The organism is Pseudomonas sp. SMN5 (assembly GCF_052041925.1).
Classification (GTDB): Bacteria; Pseudomonadota; Gammaproteobacteria; order Pseudomonadales; family Pseudomonadaceae; genus Aquipseudomonas.
This window is the reverse complement of sequence record NZ_JBKGGX010000007.1, coordinates 149,427-171,908: the sequence shown is the minus strand read 5'-3', so window position 1 is coordinate 171,908 and position 22,482 is coordinate 149,427. Positions and strand designations below refer to the sequence as shown.

The window sequence follows — 22,482 nt, the reverse complement described above, 5'->3', positions numbered from 1 at the left end:
GGGACAAATTCACGCAGCCGCCACCTTTACCGGCACACCGTTGAGTGCCGCGTTGCCGGACAGCTCATCGAGCTGGCAGTCATCGGTCAAGTCATTAGCGCTGGAGCCCGGCTGCCCACGGGCGATGGTCATCTGCACGCCCGGCCGGGCGTGGCCCCAACCGTGTGGCAGGCTGACCACGCCTTTCATCATGTCCAGGCTGCCTTGCACTTCGACTTCGATGACGCCCACTCGCGAACTGACCTTTACCCGCTGCCCGTCGACGAGCCCCCGAGTGGCGAGGTCATCCGGGTGCATCAGCAGTTGATGACGAGGCTTGCCTTTGACCAGCCGATGGAAGTTATGCATCCAGGAGTTGTTGCTGCGCACGTGGCGTCGCCCAATCATCAGCAACTCATCCGGTTGCGGTGCCTGCAACGCGGCAAAGCGAGCAATGTCGGCGAGTATGACCGCCGGCGCGGCCTGTATCCGTTGGTTCTCGGTTCTCAGACGCGCCGCCAGGTTGGGCTTGAGGGGGCCAAGATCGATGCCATGTGGATGGTCGAACAGGGTTGCCAGGGACAACTTGTGTGGTGAAGCATCGCCATACGCCCCATAGCGCAGGCCCAGATCGATCATCTGCGCCGGCGGCAGGGTCGGCTTGAGTTCCTTGCCGGTTCTGGCGGCGAAGGCCTTGGCCAGGCCGACGAAGATTTCCCAGTCGTGCAAGGCCCCCTCGGGCTTGGGCAGGATCGCCCGGTTGAAGCGGGTCACGTTGCGCACCGCAAACAGGTTGAACGTGGTGTCGTAATGGTCGTTTTCCAGCGCCGAGGTGGACGGCAGGATCAGGTCGGCGTAGCGCGTGGTTTCGTTGATATACAGATCGACGCTGACCATGAACTCCAGGCCATCCAGCGCCTGCTCCAGTTGCCGCCCGTTGGGGGTGGACAACACCGGGTTGCCAGCGACGGTGACCAGCGCCCGAATCTGCCCTTCGCCTTCGGTCAGCATTTCCTCGGCCAGGGCCGATACCGGCAACTCACCGGCATACTCCGCACGCCCGGAGACGCGGCTCTGCCAACGGTTGAAATGGCCGCCGGAAGTCGTCGCCACCAGGTCCACCGCCGGTTCGGTGCACAACGCACCGCCGACCCGGTCGAGATTACCGGTGACCAGGTTGATCAGCTGGATCAGCCAGTGGCATAGCGTGCCGAATGCCTGGGTCGAAACGCCCATTCGTCCGTAGCAGACCGCTGACGGCGCAGCGGCGAAGTCCCGCGCCAATTGCCGGATCTGCGCGGCAGGCACCGCGCAGAGCGGGCCCATCGCTTCAGCCGTGAATGTGGCGACGGCCTCGCGCACATCCTCCAGGCCATCCACCGGCAGGTGACTGTCACGCACCAGCCCTTCGTCGAACAGCGTGTTGAGCAAGCCAAACAGCAGTGCGGCATCGCCCCCCGGGCGTACGAATACGTGTTGATCAGCGATGGCCGCCGTTTCGCTGCGGCGGGGATCGACCACCACCACTTTGCCGCCACGGGACTGGATCGCCTTGAGGCGTTTCTCCACATCCGGCACGGTCATGATGCTGCCGTTGGAGGCCAGCGGATTGCCGCCCAGGATCAGCATGAAGTCGGTATGGTCGATGTCCGGGATCGGCAACAGCAGGCCGTGGCCGTACATCAGGTGACTGGTCAGGTGATGGGGCAGTTGGTCCACCGAGGTCGCCGAGAAGCGGCTCCGGGTTTTCAACAGGCCGAGGAAATAATTGCTGTGGGTCATCAACCCATAATTGTGAACACTGGGGTTGCCCTGGTAGACCCCCACCGCGTTCTGGCCGTGACGGGCCTGGATGTCCGCCAGCCGTTCGGCGACCAGGGCAAAGGCATCGTCCCAGGCGATGGGCTGCCACTCGTCACCGACGCGCTGCATGGGTTGGCGCAGTCGATCCGGATCGTTCTGAATATCTTGCAGCGCTACCGCTTTGGGGCAGATGTGGCCGCGACTGAAGCTGTCCAGCGCATCGCCCTTGATCGAGGTGATCGTCAGGCCCTGGTCTTCGGTTTCGGTGGTTTCGAGGGTCAAGCCACAGATGGCTTCACACAGATGGCACGCACGGTGATGAAGAGTCTTGGTCATGGCCAGTCTCTGTTTTGTTCTTGGCGGGCGCTTTCGGCCGCGGGAACAAAACTATGGCGGGTGATTCCCGGCTGCGCCAGCGACGTTCGTCCTGTGAATTGCCGGGCATCAGGCCCACCGATGAGATGGTCTCACGGTTGGTCGGGAGGCGGCGCCAGTAGCTGGATTTCCTCTACGGTCTCCACCTGCTCCTGGCCGATGGGTTCGCCTGTCAGCTCACCAATCAGGCGCCAATGCTCGTCGAGCCCGCCACTGATGGTTGCCATGCGGTCGATCATCCGGCGACCGGCGGCCTTGATGACCTCGTCCTCGCTGCGCAGCAGTTCGAACGACAAGGACGTCACCGACGCAGTGAGGTGCGTCAGGGAGCGTGTCGTCAGCCCCAGCAGTTCCATCAATTGTTGCTCTTTCGAATCCATTTCGGCGCTCCTGCGTCTCGGGGTTCATTTATAACTCAGGCCTTTGCATTAGGAAATGTTTCGCGGTCGACAGCACTAAGTGCTGCCACCGATCACAGGTCATCAACCGCTCGCCGACGCCTCGCGCATCGGCCCTGCTTGATTGCCAAGCGGCGCGGCGCCAGTGTACAAATGAGTCGCTGCTGTCCGGAAACCGGCCCCAAACGTCGTCCCAGCCCGGGAATGGCCCCGCTGCAATCCCCAAAAACCGTAGCCCTATTGGTAAGACGCGACATTTAATGTCAATATCGCGCCTTCCCCTATTTTCGTCGCCCCGTGCGGCTTTTGCCGCAGGTCTCGCCCGTTTTTTCCTTGAACAAGGCTTTGAGCATCTGCGGTCCGTTACAAAAAGGTAGTCAATCATGAGCGCAAGGCACTTTCTCTCCCTGATGGATTTCACGCCCGATGAGTTGCTCGCCGTGATCCGTCGAGGCGTGGAGCTCAAAGACCTGCGTAACCGCGGCGTACTGTTCGAGCCCTTGAAAAACCGCGTGCTGGGGATGATCTTCGAGAAGTCATCGACCCGCACTCGCATCTCTTTCGAAGCCGGGATGATCCAGCTGGGCGGCCAGGCGATCTTCCTGTCACCGCGTGACACCCAGCTGGGCCGCGGCGAACCGGTCAGCGACTGCGCGATCGTCATGTCGAGCATGCTCGATGCCGTGATGATCCGTACCTTTGCCCACAGCACCCTGACCGAATTCGCTGCCCACTCCCGCGTGCCAGTGATCAACGGCCTGTCCGATGACCTGCACCCCTGTCAGTTGCTCGCCGACATGCAGACCTACCTCGAACACCGTGGCTCGATCCAGGGCAAGACCGTGGCCTGGATCGGCGACGGCAACAACATGTGCAACAGCTATATAGAAGCGGCGATCCAGTTCGACTTCCAGCTGCGCATCGCCTGCCCGGAAGGTTATGACCCCAACGCCGAGCTGCTCGCCAAGGCTGGAGATCGGGTGAGCATCGTTCGCGACCCGAAACTGGCCGTGGCCGGTGCACACCTGGTGAGCACTGACGTCTGGACCTCCATGGGTCAGGAAGAAGAAACCGCCAAGCGCCTCGAGCTGTTCGCGCCCCTGCAGGTCAACCGGGCCCTGCTCGATCTGGCGGACGCCGACGTGTTGTTCATGCACTGCCTGCCGGCCCACCGTGGCGAGGAAATCAGTGTCGACCTGCTGGACGACCCTCGCTCGGTCGCTTGGGCGCAAGCAGAGAATCGTCTCCATGCCCAGAAGGCCCTGCTGGAGTTTCTGGTCGAACCGGCGTACCACCACGCATGAGCCATTCCCTGCTGCTGGATCTGCATAACCTGGCCTGCGGTTACCAGGACCAACGGGTCGTCCAGAACCTCAACCTGCACCTCAATGCCGGTGATATCGGTTGCCTGCTCGGTTCCTCCGGCTGTGGCAAGACCACGACGCTGCGCGCCATTGCCGGCTTCGAGCCGGTCCATGAGGGGGAAATCCAACTGGCCGGGGAAACCATTTCCCGCGCCGGCTTCACCCTCGCTCCGGAAAAGCGCCGCATCGGAATGGTGTTCCAGGACTACGCGCTGTTCCCCCACCTGAGCGTGGCCGAGAACATTGCCTTTGGCATCCGCAAGCACCCGGACCAGGCTCGCGTTGTCGAAGAACTGCTGGAATTGGTCAACCTCAAGAACCTGGGCAAGCGCTTTCCCCAAGAGCTGTCCGGCGGCCAGCAACAACGCGTGGCACTGGCCCGCGCGCTGGCACCCGAACCGCAACTGCTGCTGCTCGACGAGCCGTTCTCCAACCTTGACGGCGAGCTGCGACGCAAGCTCAGCCATGAGGTGCGCGATATCCTCAAGGCTCGCGGCACCAGCGCGATCCTGGTCACCCACGACCAGGAGGAAGCCTTCGCGGTGAGTGATCACGTCGGGGTATTCAAGGAAGGCCGCCTGGAGCAGTGGGATACGCCCTACAACCTGTATCACGAACCGCTGACACCTTTTGTCGCCAGTTTCATCGGCCAGGGCTACTTCATTCGCGGTCGCCTCGACAGTCCTGAATCGGTACAGACCGAACTCGGCGTCCTGCGCGGCAATCGAGCCTATACCTGGCCTGTCGGCTGTGCGGTGGATGTATTGCTGCGACCGGACGACATCGTCTATGCCCCGGACTGCCCGCTCCAAGCGCAAATAGTCGGCAAGACTTTCCTGGGCGCTTCGACCTTGTATCGCCTGCAATTGCCGACCGGCGCACAACTGGAATCGATTTTCCCGAGCCACGCCGATCATCAGGTCGGTGCCAGTGTCGGCATTCGTGTGGCGGCTGAGCATCTGGTGCTGTTCCAGGCATCGGGTAGCACGGCGGCGCATCTGCCGGTGGTAGAGAACGGCGTGCGGCGGCACAGCACTGCCTATTGATTCGTCGATTCTCGGATGATTTTGTGGCGAGGGAGCTTGCTCCCGCTCGAGTGCGCAGCGCTCGCATGTTTTTGGGGCCGCTACGCGCCCCAGCGGGAGCAAGCTCCCTCGCCACAGACTCCGTCCCAATGATCAGCCCAGTGAAAGGGTTCCACTGGCCACCAACCTCGCATCTCCGCCTATCTTCACCCGCTCCCCTTCCAGCCGACAGAACAACGCCCCGCCCCGGGTCGAGCATTGGTAAGCGGTCAGCCCCAGCTTGCCCAAGCGCCTGGACCAGTATGGGATCAGGCTGCAATGAGTCGAACCGGTCACCGGATCTTCATTGATACCAATCGCCGGGGCGAAATAGCGCGAGACGAAATCATGCCGGCTTCCCGGTGCCGTGACGATTGCGCCCGGCCAAGGCAGCTTCGCCAACGCCGCCATGTCCGGTTTGCAATCGAGCACCGCTTGCTCCGACTCCAGCACCACGAACAGCTCGTTGGAACTCAGCACATCCACCACATCCACCCCAAGGGCACTCTGGACCGCCAGGGATGCCCCTAACTCGACCGGGGTAATGGCCGGGAAATCCAGCCACAGTCGCTCGCCCTCACGAGTCACGCTCAACGGCCCGGATTTGCAGATGAAGTCCAGTCGCTCAGCCGTTTCGTGGTAGACCTTGAACAGCACATAAGCGCTGGCCAACGTGGCATGCCCGCACAACGGCACTTCCGTGGTGGGCGTGAACCAACGAATATGCCAATACTGGCCTTCGCGTACTACGAACGCGGTTTCAGCCAGATTGTGTTCAGCGGCAATTTTCTGCATCAAATCATCGGCCAACCAGGCATCGAGCCTATAGACCATCGCGGGATTACCGCCGAACGGCCGGTCACTGAACGCATCGACCTGATGAAACGCAAGCTGCATGGCACTTCTCCTTGTCATTAGCGGGCCAGCATGAGGCGCAGGGGGCGGGTTATCCAGTGACAGATCCATAGAATTTTCACCCGACAGCGCTGGATGAGCTCGACACCCTTGCGGCGAGGGAGCTTGCTGCCGCTGGGACAGTCTGACGCTTCGGGCGCAGCAGCCCCAATGAATCAGACCCGCCCGATATCGGCGAATTTCGCCCCGGTGTGCTCCGCCAGCACCGACGGCGCCAGCTCCACCTCCAGCCCACGCCGACCGGCACTGACAAAGATAGTCGGGAGAAGCTGTGCCGAGCTGTCGACAAAAGTGCGCAGGCGCTTTTTCTGCCCCAACGGGCTGATGCCGCCCAGCAGATATCCGGTGGAGCGCTGCGCAGCGGCCGGGTCGGCCATTTCGACTTTCTTCACCCCGGCAGCGTGGGCCAGGCCTTTGAGATCCAGGCTTCCGGCTACGGGCACGACCGCCACCAAAAGCTCGCCTTTCTCGCTGGCTGCCAGCAGGGTCTTGAATACCCGGGCCGGTTCCAATCCAAGCTTTTCCGCCGCCTCCAGCCCATAGGACGCGGCTTTAGGGTCGTGTTCATAACTGTGAATGCGATGTTCGGCGCGCACTTTTTTAAGCAAATCCAATGCGGGTGTCATGACCGCTCCTGGCAGGAAATCCGAAAAGAGTGGCCGGATTCTAAGCCATCAGCCCCCAAAAGGCTCTGGAACGCACCCGCCGACCTGCCTTCAGAAAAAGCCATTCACGCGACGAATAATTGAAATGTGACCGACGGTTCACTTTCGACCTTTGACTTCAGCGTTTCTTGTCTATATTTTTTCGAAACTGAAAGCAAAAACACAGGTCTCAGCAACAACCCGAGCGCAGGATGGGAACTGCAACGCCGGTGGAAATCGCGCTAACGAGTGCGCCGCAAAAAAACAAAAACCGAGGTATGAATGACTATTGCTTCACAACAGCCGCCCCTGTCCAGCCAATGCCTGGCCGAATTCCTGGGGACTGCCCTGCTGATTTTCTTCGGCACCGGCTGCGTCGCGGCGCTCAAGGTGGCGGGTGCGAGTTTCGGCTTGTGGGAAATCAGCATCATCTGGGGCATCGGTGTCAGCATGGCGATCTACCTCAGCGCTGGCGTCTCCGGCGCGCACCTGAACCCTGCCGTCAGCATCGCCCTGTGCCTGTTCACCGACTTCGAAACACGCAAACTGCCCTTCTACATCCTGTGCCAGGTCGCCGGTGCTTTCTGCGGCGCGTTCCTGGTCTATACGTTGTACAGCAACCTATTCTTCGATTTCGAACAGTCCCGTCAGATGATTCGTGGCACTGAAGCCAGCCTCGAACTCGCCTCGGTCTTCTCGACCTACCCGCACGCGGCGTTGTCCACCGGACAAGCTTTCATGGTGGAAGCCATCATTACCGCGATCCTGATGGGGGTGATCATGTCGCTGACCGATGATAACAATGGCCTGCCCCGCGGCCCGCTGGCACCGCTGCTGATCGGCTTGCTGATTGCGGTGATCGGCAGTTCCATGGGCCCGCTCACCGGCTTCGCGATGAACCCGGCGCGGGACTTCGGACCAAAACTGATGACTTTCTTCGCTGGCTGGGGTGAAATTTCCCTCACCGGTGGACGCGATATCCCGTATTTCCTGGTTCCGATTTTCGCACCGATCATAGGTGCTTGCCTCGGTGCTGCCGCCTATCGTGGGTTGATTGCCCGCCATTTGCCTGGCGCCACAGCGGCTACAAAGGATGCAGAACGAGCCATTGACGGCAAGCCCGGAATGTCCTGAAACAGATCGGCGCAAGCTCCTGCCGTTCGAGCATGCGCTACGGCTTCCTCCCTTATTTACGTCCCAAGGCAATCGACATGACCGACATTCAGAACAAGAACTACATCATTGCCCTCGACCAGGGTACGACCAGCTCCCGGGCGATCATTTTCGATCGTGATGCGAACGTGGTCTGCACCGCCCAGCGCGAATTCGCCCAGCATTACCCTCAGGCCGGCTGGGTCGAGCATGACCCGATGGAAATCTTTGCCACCCAGAGCGCGGTCATGGTCGAAGCCCTGGCCCAAGCTGGCCTGCACCATGACCAGGTCGCTGCCATCGGCATTACCAACCAGCGTGAAACCACCGTGGTCTGGGACAAGACTACCGGCCGGCCGATCTACAACGCCATCGTCTGGCAATGTCGGCGCAGCACCGAAATCTGCCAGCAGCTCAAGCGCGATGGGCACGAACCGTACATCAGCGAAACCACTGGCCTGGTAACCGACCCGTATTTTTCCGGGACCAAACTCAAATGGATCCTGGATAACGTCGAAGGCAGCCGCGAACGGGCGCGCAACGGCGAGCTGCTGTTCGGCACCGTCGACAGCTGGCTGATCTGGAAATTTACCGGCGGCAAGGTCCATGTCACCGACTACACCAACGCCTCACGCACCATGCTGTTCAACATCCACTCGCTGGAATGGGACGCGAAGATGCTGGACATTCTCGACGTCCCCCGGGAAATGCTGCCGGAAGTGAAGGCATCCTCGGAAATTTATGGCCGCACCAAGAGCGGCATTGCCATCGGCGGTATCGCCGGAGACCAGCAGGCCGCCCTCTTCGGCCAGATGTGTGTAGAACCGGGCCAGGCAAAGAACACCTATGGCACCGGCTGCTTCCTGCTGATGAACACCGGTACCAAGGCCGTCAAGTCCAATCACGGCATGCTCACCACCATCGCCTGCGGTCCTCGCGGCGAAGTGGCCTACGCCCTGGAAGGCGCGGTATTCAACGGCGGTTCCACGGTGCAATGGCTGCGCGATGAGCTGAAAATCATCAATGACGCTTTCGATACCGAATACTTCGCCAACAAGGTCAAGGACACCAACGGCGTGTACCTGGTGCCGGCCTTCACCGGCCTGGGCGCGCCGTACTGGGACCCCTATGCCCGCGGCGCATTGTTCGGCCTGACCCGCGGCGTACGGGTCGATCACATCATTCGCGCGGCACTGGAGTCGATTGCCTACCAGACCCGCGATGTGCTCGATGCCATGCAGCAGGATTCGGGCGAACGCCTCAAGGCCCTGCGCGTCGACGGCGGTGCGGTTGCGAACAATTTCCTGATGCAGTTCCAGGCCGACATTCTCGGCACCCAGGTCGAACGCCCGAAAATGCGCGAGACCACAGCCCTAGGCGCGGCCTATCTGGCTGGCCTGGCGTGCGGTTTCTGGGGCAGCCTGGAAGAACTGCGCGGCAAAGCGGTGATCGAGCGCGAATTCGAACCTCAACTGGACGAGCCGGCGAAGGAAAAACTTTACGCGGGCTGGCAGAAAGCAGTGAGCCGCACCCGCGACTGGGAGCCGCATGAAGACGCTGAATAAGCCAAAGCCGGGTACGTTAAAGGTTCTGTAACTGGCCGGGAGTCGATTCCTGCGGCATCATGGGCATATTTCGGCAGCCCGAAGGACGCCCATGAATCTGCCTCCCCGTCAGCAGCAAATCCTCGAACTGGTCCGCGAGCGCGGCTATGTCAGCATCGAGGAAATGGCGCAATTATTCGTTGTAACCCCGCAAACCATCCGCCGTGACATCAATCAATTGGCGGAAGTGAACCTGTTGCGCCGCTACCATGGCGGCGCTGCCTATGATTCGAGCGTCGAAAACACCGCCTACGCCATGCGTGCCGACCAGATGCGCGACGAAAAGCAACGCATCGCCGAAGCCATCGCCGCCCAGATCCCCGACCACGCCTCGCTGTTCATCAACATCGGCACCACCACCGAATCCATTGCCCGGGCGCTGCTCAATCACAACCACCTCAAGATCATCACCAACAACCTGCACGTGGCCTCGATCCTGAGCGCCAAGGACGACTTCGAAGTCCTGATCGCCGGCGGCAACGTACGGCGTGACGGTGGTGTGGTCGGCCAGGCCAGCGTCGACTTCATCAACCAGTTCAAGGTCGACTTCGCCTTGGTGGGCATCAGCGGTATCGATGAGGACGGTAGCCTGCTGGATTTCGACTACCAGGAAGTACGCGTCTCCCAGGCGATCATCGCCAACGCCCGACAAGTGCTGCTGGCGGCGGACTCGAGCAAGTTCGGGCGCAACGCGATGGTCCGCCTCGGCCCCATCAGCCTGATCGACTGCCTGGTGACCGATCAGCAACCGGTGCCAGCCCTGGCGCAGTTGTTGAGCCAGCACAAGATTCGGTTGGAAGTGGTCTGACCTTCCTCCTTTAACACCGTGGCGAGGGAGCTTGCTCCTGCCGGGACGGTCCGACGCCTCGGGCAAAGCCGCCCCAAACCGGCTGGCGTAGTTACCCGGAAAGATCGTATTCACCGATTTACGACGGCTGCGCCGCCGAACGGGAACAAGCTCCCTCGCCACAAGAGCAAGTCGCGCCCACCCCTCGCCCCCTCAGGTTCGGAAATTTTCCTTTCAGCTTCCTTTGATCAGTATTTTCAATCAAAGGCGACTGGCAGCTGCCATCCATATGGGCTAGTATTTTCGCAAATGAACATTAATGTTCGAATTCAAATATGACGAAAAGAGCCCGAGGCCAGCCGATGCCCACTTCTACCTTGCCTACGCCCCCTCTCGCCGAGATCTACGACATCGCCGTCATTGGCGGTGGCATCAATGGTGTGGGGATCGCCGCGGACGCTGCCGGTCGCGGTCTTTCGGTGTTCCTGTGTGAAAAGGACGACCTGGCCAGCCATACCTCCTCGGCCAGCAGCAAGCTGATCCACGGCGGTCTGCGCTACCTTGAACACTATGAATTCCGCCTGGTGCGAGAAGCGTTGGCCGAGCGTGAGGTACTGCTGACCAAGGCTCCCCACATCGTCAAGCAAATGCGTTTCGTGCTGCCCCACCGCCCGCATCTGCGTCCGGCCTGGATGATCCGTGCCGGCCTGTTCCTCTACGATCACCTGGGCAAGCGCGAACAGCTCGCGGGCTCCAAGAGCCTTAAGTTCGATGCCGGCAGTCCATTGAAGAACGAGATCACCAAGGGGTTCGAATATTCCGATTGCTGGGTCGACGATGCCCGGCTGGTGGTGCTCAACGCCATGGCCGCCCGGGAACAGGGCGCCCATATTCACACCCGCACCCGCTGCGTGAACGCCCGCCGCAGCAACGGCCTCTGGCACTTGCACCTGGAGCGTGCCGACGGCAGCCTGTTTTCGATCCGTGCCAAGGCGCTGGTGAACGCGGCCGGCCCATGGGTCGCCAAGTTCATTCGTGACGACCTGAAGATGGAGTCGCCCTACGGCATCCGCCTGATCCAGGGCAGCCACGTCATCGTGCCCAAACTCTACGAAGGCGAGCATGCACACATTCTTCAGAACGAAGACCAGCGCATCGTGTTCACCATTCCGTACCTGAACCAGTTCACCCTGATCGGCACGACCGACCGCGAATACACTGGCGACCCGGCCAAAGTCGCAATTACCGAAGGCGAGACAGACTATCTGTTGAAAGTAGTCAACGCCCACTTCAAGAAGCAGATCAGCCGCGAAGACATCCTGCACAGCTATTCCGGCGTGCGGCCGCTGTGCAACGACGAATCCGACAACCCGTCGGCCGTCACTCGTGACTACACCTTGGCGCTGTCTGGCAGTGACAAGGAAGCCCCGCTGCTCTCGGTGTTCGGCGGCAAGCTGACCACCTATCGCAAGCTGGCCGAATCGGCCATGGCGCAATTGGCGCCGTATTTCACCCAGATGCGCCCGAGCTGGACAGCGGTCGCCACACTCCCTGGCGGCGAGAACATGACCACCCCGCAAGCCTTGTGCTCGGCGATCCGCGACAAGTTCGACTGGCTGCCGACCGACATCGCCCGCCGCTGGGCGACCACCTACGGCAGCCGCACCTGGCGCATGCTCGAAGGCGTGCACAACCTCGGCGACCTGGGCGAGCACATCGGCGGGGGCCTCTACACGCGGGAAGTCGACTACCTGTGCAGTGACGAATGGGCGATCAATGCCCAGGACATCCTGTGGCGCCGCAGTAAGCTGGGGTTGTTCACCACGGCGGCTGAGCAGGAAAAACTGCAGCAGTATCTGGATAAGGTCGAGCATAACCGGCGCAAGATTGAAGCAGCCTGATAGATAGCCTGCCATACCAAAGCCCCTGGATCCCCCGATTCAGGGGCTTTTTACTCTCTGAAATCACACCGCCTCCCGGTGGGAGCGAGCCTGCTCGCGATGACGTCGGGTCAGCCACACTGATGTTGACTGACAGACCGCGATCGCGAGCAGGCTCGCTCCCACAGGTTCCTAACCACCTCAGATATTCGGTTTTCCGAACACGACCCGACAGTCAGTTCGGACAACCGGATACACAACCGGCAAACAAACCTGAAACAAAAGATTAATTACCTTTAAAAACAGATAGTTAACTAGTCATGACTGGCCTGGCACGAGTCATGCTCTACACTCCTCGAGACGAATGCCTGTAGCCGACACAACAGGAGCCGACAGGCACTTCGAAGTACTCAGGGCCGAAGAACCGGCCGGAATAAAAAAAACAATGTCGAGGAAACATCGATGCGTATCGTTCCCCATATCCTGGGCGCAGCCATTGCTGCCGCTCTGATCAGCACCCCGGTTTTCGCAGCCGAACTGACCGGCACGCTGAAAAAGATCAAAGAGTCCGGCGTCATCACGCTCGGCCATCGTGACGCTTCCATTCCGTTTTCCTACATCGCGGACGCTTCCGGTAAACCGGTCGGCTATTCCCACGACATTCAGCTGAAAGTCGTCGAAGCGCTGAAAAAGGACCTGGACCTGCCTAATCTGCAGGTCAAATACAACCTGGTCACTTCGCAGACTCGTATTCCACTGGTGCAGAACGGCACCGTGGACCTGGAATGCGGCTCCACCACCAACAACGTCGAGCGCCAGCAGCAAGTCGACTTCTCCGTGGGTATCTTCGAGATCGGCACCCGTCTGCTGTCCAAGAAAGATTCCAAGTACAAGGATTTCGACGACCTGAAAGGCAAGAACGTCGTGACCACCGCCGGCACCACTTCCGAGCGCCTGCTCAAGGCCATGAACGCCGACAAGCAGATGGGCATGAACGTCATCTCCGCCAAGGACCATGGCGAATCGTTCCAGATGCTGGAGTCGGGTCGGGCCGTCGCGTTCATGATGGACGACGCCTTGCTGGCCGGTGAAGCAGCCAAGGCCAAGAAAGCCGATGACTGGGCTGTTACCGGTACCCCACAGTCCTACGAAATCTACGGCTGCATGATGCGCAAAGGCGACGAGCCGTTCAAAAAGGCCGTGGATGACGCCATCAAGGCCACCTACGCGTCGGGCGAGATCAACAAGATCTACGACAAATGGTTCACCCAGCCGATCCCACCGAAAAACCTGAACCTGAACTTCCCGATGAGCGACGAGCTCAAGGCCCTGATCGCCAATCCGACCGATAAAGCGGCTGACGACAAGAAGTCCTGATTTTTCTGACTAACCTTATCTCCTGAAGGGGCGCGGCCCTTTCAGGGGATGGTCACTCCCAGCTGACAATAAGGAAACACTCGAACCGGTGGCTGTCGAGCCGGACGGGTGTGCCTGACCCTCAAGGTCGGGCGGGAACGGAGCTTCCCCAGGCGGGCACTTGTACATCGAACGATCTGAGGGGAGACCCTAATGAATTACAACTGGGACTGGGGCGTGTTCTTCAAGTCCACCGGCGTTGGCAGCGAGACCTATCTCGACTGGTACATCGCCGGCCTGGGCTGGACCATCGCCATCGCCGTCGTCGCCTGGATCATCGCCCTGATACTGGGCTCGATCCTGGGTGTGATGCGCACTGTGCCGAACCGACTGGTGTCGGGTATCGCCACCTGCTACGTGGAACTGTTTCGTAACGTACCGCTGCTGGTCCAGCTGTTCATCTGGTACTTCCTGGTGCCCGACCTGCTGCCGGAAAACCTGCAGGAGTGGTACAAGCAAGACCTGAACCCGACCACCTCGGCTTACCTGAGCGTCGTGGTGTGCCTGGGCCTGTTCACCGCCGCACGGGTTTGCGAACAGGTGCGCACCGGTATCCAGGCGCTGCCACGCGGCCAGGAATCCGCCGCCCGGGCCATGGGCTTCAAGCTGCCGCAGATCTACTGGAACGTGCTGCTGCCTCAAGCCTACCGCATCATCATTCCGCCGCTCACCTCGGAATTTCTCAACGTCTTCAAGAACTCTTCCGTGGCCTCGCTGATCGGCCTGATGGAATTGCTCGCGCAGACCAAGCAGACCGCCGAGTTCTCCGCCAACCTGTTCGAAGCCTTCACCCTGGCGACGCTGATCTACTTCACCCTGAACATGAGCCTGATGTTGCTCATGCGCATGGTCGAGAAGAAAGTCGCGGTGCCCGGCCTGATTTCCGTGGGGGGTAAATAATGGAATTCGATTTCAGTGGCGTCGTCCCCGCCATTCCCGGTCTGTGGAACGGCATGGTGATGACCCTCAAGCTGATGGCCCTGGGCGTCGTCGGCGGGATCATCCTGGGCACCCTCCTGGCGCTGATGCGCCTGTCCCATAACAAACTGATCTCCAATATCGCCGGCGCCTACGTCAACTACTTCCGTTCGATCCCGCTGCTGCTGGTGATCACCTGGTTCTACCTGGCGGTGCCGTTCGTGCTGCGCTGGATCACCGGCGAGGACACGCCAATCGGAGCATTCGGTTCGTGCGTCGTGGCGTTCATGATGTTCGAGGCCGCGTACTTCTGCGAAATCGTCCGGGCCGGCGTGCAGTCGATCCCCAAGGGCCAGATGGGCGCCGCCCAGGCACTGGGCATGAATTATGGCCAGACCATGCGCCTGATCATCCTGCCCCAGGCGTTCCGCAAGATGACCCCGCTGTTGCTGCAGCAAAGCATCATCCTGTTCCAGGACACCTCGCTGGTCTACACCGTCGGCCTGGTGGACTTCCTCAATGCTTCGCGGGCCAATGGCGACATCATCGGCCGCTCCAATGAGTTCCTGATCGTCGCAGGTCTCGTGTACTTCACAATCAGCTTTGCCGCCTCGCTGCTGGTCAAGCGTCTGCAAAAAAGGTTCGCCGTATGATCTCTATCAAGAACATCAACAAGTGGTATGGGGACTTCCAGGTACTGACCAATTGCAGCACCGAGGTCAGCAAGGGTGAGGTGGTGGTGGTCTGCGGGCCGTCGGGTTCGGGCAAGTCCACGCTGATCAAATGCGTGAACGCCCTGGAGCCGTTCCAGAAAGGCGACATCGTGGTCGACGGCACGTCCATCGCCGACCCGAAGACCAACCTGCCGAAACTGCGTTCGCGGGTGGGCATGGTGTTCCAGCATTTCGAGCTGTTCCCGCACCTGACCATCACCGAGAACCTGACCATCGCGCAAATCAAGGTGCTGGGCCGGAGCAAGGAAGAGGCCACCAAAAAGGGCCTGCAACTGCTGGACCGGGTCGGCCTATCCGCCCACGCCCACAAGCACCCCGGCCAGCTCTCCGGCGGCCAGCAGCAACGCGTGGCGATTGCCCGTGCCCTCGCGATGGACCCGGTGGTGATGCTGTTCGACGAACCGACCTCGGCCCTTGACCCGGAAATGGTCAACGAAGTGCTCGATGTGATGGTGCAACTGGCCCATGAAGGCATGACCATGATGTGCGTGACCCACGAAATGGGCTTCGCCCGTAAAGTGGCGAACCGGGTGATCTTCATGGACCAGGGCCAGATCATCGAAGACTGCCCGAAAGAGGAGTTCTTCGGCGACATCAGCGCCCGCTCCGAACGTGCGCAGCATTTCCTTGAGAAAATCCTGCAGCACTAAGCGTCGCCTTCTTTTAGACGCACTTGCTCTTGTGGCGAGGGAGCTTGCTCCCGCTGGGTCGCGCAGCGACCCCAAACCGGTAAATGCATTGCATCTGGCACACCGCACGAACCGTTTTGCGACTGCTTCGCAGCCGAGCGGGAGCAAGCTCCCTCGCCACAGAGCCGCGTTCGAAGGACGACCGCAGCATACTGGTTGACCCAAGGCTTCTGTGATGAAATGCGACCCCACCCTCTATCGCGCCGCGCCGCCATCACTCGCCGTGAAACCCCGCCTGATCCGTCATCTGTTCCTGCCGCCGCTGATCATCGCCTTGACGATCGGCCTGGGTTATCTCGGCTTCTGGATCAGCGAGCACTACGGCGTGCGTGGCCTGGCCGAGAACGGCGAGCGCCAGCTGGAGCTGCATGCCCGGGCGGTCGAGAGCGAGATCAGCAAGTACACCTACCTGCCCAGCCTGCTGGAGCTGGAGTCCGGCGTCTCGGCCCTGCTCGACGACCCGACGCCCGAGCATCGCAAGGCGGTCAATGAATACCTCGAAGGCCTGAACCGGCGCAGCCGCAGCCGGGCCATCTATGTGATGGACACCACCGGCCGGGTCATGGCCACCAGCAACTGGCGCGACGTCGACAGTTACCTGGGCGAAGACTTGTCCTTCCGTGCCTATTTCCAGAACGCCGTGCGCGGCGAACCGGGGCGCTTCTATGGCATCGGCAGTACCAACGGCGAGCCCGGCTATTACCTGGCCCATGGCCTGGAACAACAGGGAAAAATCATCGGCGTCGCCGTGGTCAAGGTCCGCCTCGAAGCCATGGAAGAGCGCTGGCAGCGGGCGCGCCTGGAGGCGTTCGTCAGCGATGAGAACGGCATCATCATTCTTTCCAGCGATCCGGCGCGACGGCTCAAGTCAGTCCGCCCGCTGAGCGACGACACCAAGGAACGCCTGGCCCGCAGCCTGCAGTATTACTGGTTCCCCCTGAATGAGCTGGTGCCGCTGGCCCGGGAGCGGCTGGCCGAGGGCATGGAAAAGCTGACCTTCCCAGCCAACGCCGAGCTGGTGTCCGATGAGCGCGCCATCAGCTATCTGTCGCAGACCCGGCCCCTGAGCGATACGCCGTGGAACTTTACCCTGCTCACGCCCCTTGAAGACCTGCGCCGCCAGGCAATCAACCAAGGCATCCTGGTGGCCGTGGCTTTCGCCCTGGTGGCGTTCCTGCTGATTGCCTGGAACGAACGGCGCAAGGTCATCGCCACCCGCCTCGCCGCCCGCGAAGCGTTGCAGGAAGCCAACAATCAGCTCGAGCGTCGGATTACCGAACGCACCACCGACCTGCGGGCCAGCAACGAACGGCTCAAGAGTCAGATTCGCGAACGACGCCAGGCCGAGGAAACCCTGCGCCGAGCCCAGGACGAGTTGGTCCAGGCCGGCAAACTGGCGGCCATCGGTCAGATGTCCACCAGCATCGCACACGAACTCAACCAGCCGCTGGCGGCGCTGCGAACCTTGTCCGGCAACACCGTGCGCTTCCTGGAGCGCGGCCAGCTGGACATCGCCAGTACCAATCTCAGGACTATCAACGAACTGGTCGACCGCATGGGCCGCATCACCGCCAGTCTGCGCGCCTTTGCCAGGCGCGGGGACGACCAGGGCCGGGCCAGCCTGGGCAAGGCCGTCGAAGCGGCCCTGCAATTGCTCGGCGAGCGTCTTGAAAAGCTCGACATCCAGATCCACAACGGTTTCGACGACGTACAAGTGCAAATCGACCAGACGCGCCTGGAGCAGATCCTGGTGAACCTGATCGGCAACGCCCTGGACGCCATGCAGACCCAACCCGAGCCGCGGCTGTGGCTCGAAGGCCAGGTCGCCGATGGCAAATATCGCCTGCGGGTGCGGGACAATGGTCACGGCATCGATCCGCAAGCACGCAAACATTTGTTCGAACCGTTCTTCACCACCAAACCCGGCGAACAAGGGCTGGGCCTGGGCCTGACGCTTTCGGCGAGCCTCGCGGCGGCGGCCGGCGGTCATCTGGGCGTCGAGTTCCCGGTGGAGCCTGGCACCACCTTCGTCCTGAGTTTACCGTTGGTAAGCCTTTTACCTGCCGAGCAGCCATGAACAACGACCTGAGCGTACTGATCGTCGAAGACGACCCCCATGTCCTGCTGGGCTGTGAGCAGGCTCTGAGTCTGGAGGACATCCCATGCATTGGCGTGAGCAGCGCCGAAGAAGCCTTGGAGCGGGTCGGCGATGATTTTGCCGGCATTGTCATCAGCGACATCCGCCTGCCGGGCATCGACGGCCTGGAGCTGCTGACCCGCCTCAAGGCCCGTGATCGCAGCCTGCCAGTGGTGCTGATCACCGGCCACGGCGACATTTCCATGGCCGTCGGCGCCATGCAGAAAGGCGCCTACGACTTCATGGAGAAACCCTTCTCCCCTGAACGCCTGGTGGACGTCGCCCGCCGTGCCTTGGAGCAGCGCAGCCTGGCCCGTGAGGTTTTCTCCTTGCGTCGGCAACTGGCCGAACGCGATTCCCTGGAAGGCCGGATCATAGGTCGCTCACCCGCGATGCAGCACCTGCGAGCCCTGATCGCCAATGTCGCCGACACCTCGGCCAACGTGCTGATCGAAGGTGAAACCGGCACCGGCAAGGAACTGGTCGCCCGCTGCCTGCATGACTTCAGCCGGCGCCACGACAAACAGTTCGTGGCCCTAAACTGCGGCGGCCTGCCGGAGAACCTGTTCGAAAGCGAGATTTTCGGCCACGAAGCCAACGCCTTCACCGGCGCCGGTAAACGCCGGATCGGCAAGATCGAGCACGCCGATGGCGGCACACTGTTTCTCGACGAAGTGGAAAGCATGCCCCTGCCCTTGCAGATCAAGTTGCTGCGGGTGTTGCAGGAACGTACCCTCGAACGCCTGGGCTCGAACCAGAGCGTGGCCGTGGATTGCCGAGTGATTGCCGCGACCAAATCCGACCTGGACGAGATGGGCCGCGCCGGGCAGTTTCGCAGCGACCTGTATTACCGCCTCAACGTGGTGACGCTGGAACTACCGCCCCTGCGCGAGCGACGCGAAGACATCCTGCAACTGTTCGAACATTTCCTCCAGCAATCGTCCTTGCGCTTCGACCGTACGGTGCCGGAGCTGGATAACCAGACGCTGTCCAGCCTGATGAGCCATGACTGGCCGGGCAACGTGCGCGAACTGCGCAACGTCGCCGAACGCTATGCCCTCGGCCTGCCGGCCTTCAAGAAATCCGGCGCCAGTTCTGGCAGCCAGGCCCTGAGCTTTGCCGAGGCGGTGGAAGCTTTCGAGCGCAATCTGCTGGTGGATGCCCTGCAACGCAGCGGTGGCAACCTGACCCAGGCCAGCCAGGAACTGGGCATGGCCAAGACCACGCTGTTCGACAAAGTCAAAAAGTATGGCCTGAGCCACTGACCGGGACGCAAACCTGTGGACTTGATATTCAAGGCGGCGCTCGGCGCCGCCGTAGTGGTCATCCTGGCCATGCTGGCCAAGACCCGCAATTACTACATCGCCGGGCTGGTGCCACTGTTTCCCACCTTCGCCCTGATCGCTCATTACATCGTCGGCAAGGGCCGTTCGGTGGATGACCTGAAGACCACCATCGTTTTCGGCATGTGGTCGATCATCCCGTATTTCGTGTACCTGGCAACGTTGTATGTGATGGTCGACCGGATGAGGCTGGAGGCCTCGCTGGCGGTAGCGTCCGTGGCGTGGTTGATGGCGGCGACGGTGCTGGTGAGTGTCTGGGTGCGGGTTCACGGCTGAGTTTAAAGCCCCATTGTGGGAGCGGGCTTGCTCGCGAAGGCGGGGTGTCAGTCGACATTCACTTGGCTGACACACCGCTTTCGCGAGCAAGCCCGCTCCCACAGGTCTGCGCTCATCATAAACCGGAGAACACCACAACATCGTTGTGGGCAAGCCTGCTCCGGGTGGCGATCCGACGATAGCCTCGATTCAATACCCCACGGTAAACCGCGCACGCGGGAACTGTGGTTTCTCCACCTCATCGATCAACGCAATGGCGTAGTCGGCGAAGCTGATCCAACTGCGCCCGGCGGCATCGAACAACAGGTGATCCTTGCCGACCCGGAACTGGCCGGTGCGCTCGGTTTCGACGAACTCCGCCGAGGGCGAAAGGAAGGTCCAGTCCAGGTCCTGTTCCGTGCGCAACACGTCCAGGAACAAGGCGCCGGCCGTCGCTTCGGCAAGATATTCCTCGGGGAAACCCTCGCTGTCGATCACCCGGCTGTTGTCCGGCAGCAACAACGAACCGGCCCCGCCCACCACCAGCAGGCGCTTGACGCCGGCGGCCTTCACCGGCGCGATGACCTTGTCGGCCGGCACGGTAGAAAAGTGCGCGGCGCTGATCACCACGTCGTGACCGGTGATGGCCGCGATCAATGCCTCGCTATCCAACACGTCCAGTTGCCTGCTGACTACCCCGTCCCGGTCGCCGATCTTTGCCGTGTTGCGGGCAATGGCCGTGACGCTGTGGCCGCGACGCAGGGCTTCTTCCAACAGCTGGCTGCCAGCACGACCGGTGGCGCCGATGATTGCGATTTTGCTCATGGTGTTCTCCTCTGATTACTCATAGATGCCAGGCATGCAGCCCCTTGTGGCGAGGGAGCTTGCTCCCGCTCGGCTGCGAAGCAGTCGCAAGTGGTGGGCCGCCGCGCGACCCAGCGGGAGCAAGCTCCCTCGCCACAAACGCTCTTCAGCCAAGCGGATTCATTGCTGCAAAAGCGTCATCCACCATCGGCCCCTCACCATTTCATCTCCCCCTTCGCCACCTTGGCACTGAGCTCCAGCGAACTGTCTTCGCCCAGGTCCGGGTAGCGCTGCTTCATGGCGGCGATCAGCGCAGCGGAGTCCTTGGCGCGGGCGGTCTCTTCGTCGAAGGCCTGAATGTAGGCGGCGGTGAATCTGACCGGCGCCAAGGAGCGCTCGCTCTCGCCCAGGTAATGGCCCGGAATCACCGTGCGCGGTTGCAGTTTCTCGATGCTCGCCAGGGTCGCCAGCCAGTCCTGATGGGACTTCGGCGTCTGGGTGTCGGCCATCCACACATGAATGTTCTCGGCCACCACCACCCCGCCCACCACGGCCTTGATCGATGGAATCCACACGAAGCTGCGATCCGGTTGCGGGCCGTCAAGACCAATGACCTGCAAGCGTTTGCCTTCCAGCGTCAGGCTGTCGCCCTTGAGCACGTCAGGCACGATGGCCTTGGCCGGCGCGTCAGCCTTCAAGACCGGTCCCCAGTATTTAAGCTTGCCGTCGACGGTGTGCTTGATGTGCTCGACGGTCGGTGCCGAGGCCAGGACCTTGGCCTCGGGGAACGCCGCGGTCAGGGTTTGCAGGCCAAAGTAATAATCTGGATCGCCATGGCTGATGTAGATCGTGGTCAGCCGCTTGCCGCTGGCACGGATCTTTTCCACCACCTGCTCGGCCTGGGTTCTGCCGAACTGAGCGTCCACCAGGATCGCTTCCTTCTCGCCACTGACCAACACCGAGCTCACCGGGAACACCGCCGCCGCGCCAGGGTTATAGACGTCGAGGGTCAGGTCGGCCGCCCAGGTGTGCGCGGCGAAAGCCCATGCGGCCGTCGCCAGCAGCAGGCGCTTGAAAGGGGTCAATCCGCTCATGGTGTGCTCCGTTGTTCAAAGTCCGAATGCGACAGAGCTTAGTTACCCGATTGATTCTGAAAAATGCGATGCTCGAACATAGTTTGTTTCTGAAAGCGGGCAAATCATGGATCGTCTCCAAGCAATGCGAGTCTTTGTCACGGTGGTGGACCTGGGCAGCCAGTCAGCGGCGGCCGAGTATCTGGACCTTTCAAGGCCGGTGGTCTCGCGGTACCTGGCGGAGCTGGAAGATTGGGTCGGCGCCCGGCTGATGCACCGAACCACGCGCAAGCTGAGCCTGACGGCCGCCGGCACCGAGACCCTGCCGCGCTGCCGACAGATGCTGGAATTGTCCGGTGATATGCAAGCGGCGGTCAGCACGCGGGACGACGCGCCAAGGGGCATGCTGCGCATCAGCGCCAGCACCTCGTTCGGCCAGACGCAACTGGCAGCCGCCATGGCTGAGTTCGTCAAGCGATACCCTGGGGTGAGCGTCGACCTGCAAATGCTCGATCGCACCGTGAACCTGGTGGACGAACGCATTGACCTGGCGATCCGCATGAGCAACGACCTGGACCCGAACCTGATCGCCCGCCGCCTCTCGGTCTGCCGCTCGGTGATCTGCGCCTCACCCGCCTACCTGCGCGAACACCCTACACCGCAGCGGGTGGAGGACCTGAGCCGGCACAACTGCCTGACCCACTCCTACGTCGGCAAGAGCCTGTGGCATTTCGAGCAGGACGGCGAACAGGTCTCGGTACCGGTGCAGGGCAACATCAGCGCCAACGAGGCCAGTACCCTGCTGCGGGCGACGATGGCGGGCGCCGGCGTGGCGATGCTGCCCAGCTTTCAGGCCGGCGCCCACATCAAGCGCGGCGAGCTGATTCGCCTGTTGCCCCACGCCGAACCCCGGCGGATGAACATGTACGCGGTGTATGCCTCGCGCAAACACATGCCCTCGGCGCTGCGCAGCCTGCTGGATTTTCTGGTGGTGAGGTTTCCCGAGACGCCGGAGTGGGATGTGGGGTTGTAAACCCAACCCCCTGTGGGAGCGAGCCTGCTCGCGATAGCGATGTGTCAGTCGACATTCATGTTGACAGTCAGACCGCTATCGCGAGCAGGCTCGCTCCCACAAGGGGATTGTGCAA

20 protein-coding genes are annotated in these 22,482 nt (G+C 61.4%); 14 read left to right on the top strand and 6 right to left on the bottom strand.

Features of this window, described 5'->3' with window-relative positions; all coding sequences use genetic code 11:
* Positions 1-9: 9 nt before the first annotated feature.
* Positions 10-2,118, bottom strand: coding sequence for a molybdopterin oxidoreductase family protein (locus tag ACLEJR_RS09555; protein WP_440813507.1), 2,109 nt, complete (start codon positions 2,116-2,118; stop codon positions 10-12).
* A 131-nt stretch (positions 2,119-2,249) separates the two neighbouring features.
* Positions 2,250-2,537, bottom strand: coding sequence for a hypothetical protein (locus ACLEJR_RS09550; RefSeq protein WP_440813505.1), 288 nt, complete (start codon positions 2,535-2,537; stop codon positions 2,250-2,252).
* A gap of 401 nt (positions 2,538-2,938) precedes the next feature.
* On the opposite strand from ACLEJR_RS09550, the gene argF reads away from it, so the two are divergent.
* Both argF and ACLEJR_RS09540 read left to right on the top strand, forming a co-directional pair.
* The gene (argF, locus tag ACLEJR_RS09545; RefSeq protein WP_440813502.1) at positions 2,939-3,859 is read left to right on the top strand and encodes an ornithine carbamoyltransferase; all 921 of its coding nucleotides are present in this window, start codon (positions 2,939-2,941) and stop codon (positions 3,857-3,859) included.
* Positions 3,856-4,965 carry an ABC transporter ATP-binding protein gene (locus tag ACLEJR_RS09540; protein ID WP_440813499.1) on the top strand — a complete coding sequence of 370 codons (1,110 nt, stop codon included), beginning with the start codon at positions 3,856-3,858 and terminating at the stop codon, positions 4,963-4,965. Before argF ends, ACLEJR_RS09540 begins: the two co-directional genes overlap by 4 nt.
* A gap of 132 nt (positions 4,966-5,097) precedes the next feature.
* Here ACLEJR_RS09540 and ACLEJR_RS09535 read toward each other — a convergent pair whose 3' ends face one another.
* Positions 5,098-5,880 (bottom strand): PhzF family phenazine biosynthesis protein, encoded by a 783-nt coding sequence (locus ACLEJR_RS09535; RefSeq protein WP_440813496.1) that lies wholly within the window; start codon positions 5,878-5,880, stop codon positions 5,098-5,100.
* Positions 5,881-6,053: 173 nt separating this feature from the next.
* Positions 6,054-6,524, bottom strand: coding sequence for a Cys-tRNA(Pro) deacylase (gene ybaK / locus ACLEJR_RS09530; RefSeq protein ID WP_440813493.1), 471 nt, complete (start codon positions 6,522-6,524; stop codon positions 6,054-6,056).
* 300 nt (positions 6,525-6,824) lie between these two features.
* Between ybaK and ACLEJR_RS09525 the strand changes: the two genes are divergently transcribed.
* The 11 genes from ACLEJR_RS09525 (at position 6,825) to ACLEJR_RS09475 (ending at position 19,478) form a co-directional block, all read left to right on the top strand.
* Positions 6,825-7,676 carry an MIP/aquaporin family protein gene (locus tag ACLEJR_RS09525; RefSeq protein ID WP_440813490.1) on the top strand — a complete coding sequence of 284 codons (852 nt, stop codon included), beginning with the start codon at positions 6,825-6,827 and terminating at the stop codon, positions 7,674-7,676.
* 77 nt (positions 7,677-7,753) lie between these two features.
* Positions 7,754-9,259 (top strand): glycerol kinase GlpK, encoded by a 1,506-nt coding sequence (glpK, locus tag ACLEJR_RS09520; RefSeq protein WP_440795122.1) that lies wholly within the window; start codon positions 7,754-7,756, stop codon positions 9,257-9,259.
* Positions 9,260-9,350: 91 nt separating this feature from the next.
* A complete protein-coding gene (locus ACLEJR_RS09515; RefSeq protein ID WP_440795124.1) occupies positions 9,351-10,106 on the top strand; it encodes a DeoR/GlpR family transcriptional regulator in 756 nt (251 codons plus the stop codon).
* Positions 10,107-10,447: 341 nt separating this feature from the next.
* Entirely contained in the window at positions 10,448-11,986 is a 1,539-nt protein-coding gene (gene glpD, locus ACLEJR_RS09510; protein WP_440813488.1) for a glycerol-3-phosphate dehydrogenase, read from the top strand.
* Positions 11,987-12,427: 441 nt separating this feature from the next.
* Positions 12,428-13,342: a glutamate/aspartate ABC transporter substrate-binding protein gene (locus tag ACLEJR_RS09505; protein WP_440795128.1), complete on the top strand. Its 915-nt coding sequence runs from the start codon at positions 12,428-12,430 to the stop codon at positions 13,340-13,342.
* 192 nt (positions 13,343-13,534) lie between these two features.
* Positions 13,535-14,281, top strand: coding sequence for an amino acid ABC transporter permease (locus ACLEJR_RS09500; RefSeq protein ID WP_440795130.1), 747 nt, complete (start codon positions 13,535-13,537; stop codon positions 14,279-14,281).
* Positions 14,281-14,952, top strand: coding sequence for an amino acid ABC transporter permease (locus ACLEJR_RS09495; RefSeq protein WP_440795132.1), 672 nt, complete (start codon positions 14,281-14,283; stop codon positions 14,950-14,952). The genes ACLEJR_RS09500 and ACLEJR_RS09495 overlap by 1 nt, the downstream gene beginning before the upstream one ends.
* A complete protein-coding gene (locus tag ACLEJR_RS09490) occupies positions 14,949-15,683 on the top strand; it encodes an amino acid ABC transporter ATP-binding protein (RefSeq protein WP_024779491.1) in 735 nt (244 codons plus the stop codon). Before ACLEJR_RS09495 ends, ACLEJR_RS09490 begins: the two co-directional genes overlap by 4 nt.
* 214 nt (positions 15,684-15,897) lie before the next feature.
* Complete coding sequence (locus ACLEJR_RS09485) at positions 15,898-17,799, top strand: sensor histidine kinase (protein WP_440813486.1); 1,902 nt, start codon at positions 15,898-15,900, stop codon at positions 17,797-17,799.
* Positions 17,796-19,124: a sigma-54-dependent transcriptional regulator gene (locus ACLEJR_RS09480; protein WP_440813485.1), complete on the top strand. Its 1,329-nt coding sequence runs from the start codon at positions 17,796-17,798 to the stop codon at positions 19,122-19,124. Before ACLEJR_RS09485 ends, ACLEJR_RS09480 begins: the two co-directional genes overlap by 4 nt.
* Positions 19,125-19,148: 24 nt before the next feature.
* Complete coding sequence (locus ACLEJR_RS09475; RefSeq protein ID WP_440813609.1) at positions 19,149-19,478, top strand: GlpM family protein; 330 nt, start codon at positions 19,149-19,151, stop codon at positions 19,476-19,478.
* 189 nt (positions 19,479-19,667) lie between these two features.
* Here the strand turns inward: ACLEJR_RS09475 and ACLEJR_RS09470 are convergent, their stop codons facing one another.
* Positions 19,668-20,282 carry an NAD(P)-dependent oxidoreductase gene (locus ACLEJR_RS09470; protein WP_440799146.1) on the bottom strand — a complete coding sequence of 205 codons (615 nt, stop codon included), beginning with the start codon at positions 20,280-20,282 and terminating at the stop codon, positions 19,668-19,670.
* A gap of 194 nt (positions 20,283-20,476) precedes the next feature.
* Positions 20,477-21,355, bottom strand: a complete 879-nt coding sequence (locus ACLEJR_RS09465; RefSeq protein ID WP_440799148.1) for an MBL fold metallo-hydrolase — start codon at positions 21,353-21,355, stop codon at positions 20,477-20,479.
* 106 nt (positions 21,356-21,461) lie between these two features.
* On the opposite strand from ACLEJR_RS09465, the gene ACLEJR_RS09460 reads away from it, so the two are divergent.
* Positions 21,462-22,367: a LysR family transcriptional regulator gene (locus ACLEJR_RS09460; RefSeq protein ID WP_440799150.1), complete on the top strand. Its 906-nt coding sequence runs from the start codon at positions 21,462-21,464 to the stop codon at positions 22,365-22,367.
* Positions 22,368-22,482: the final 115 nt, after the last annotated feature.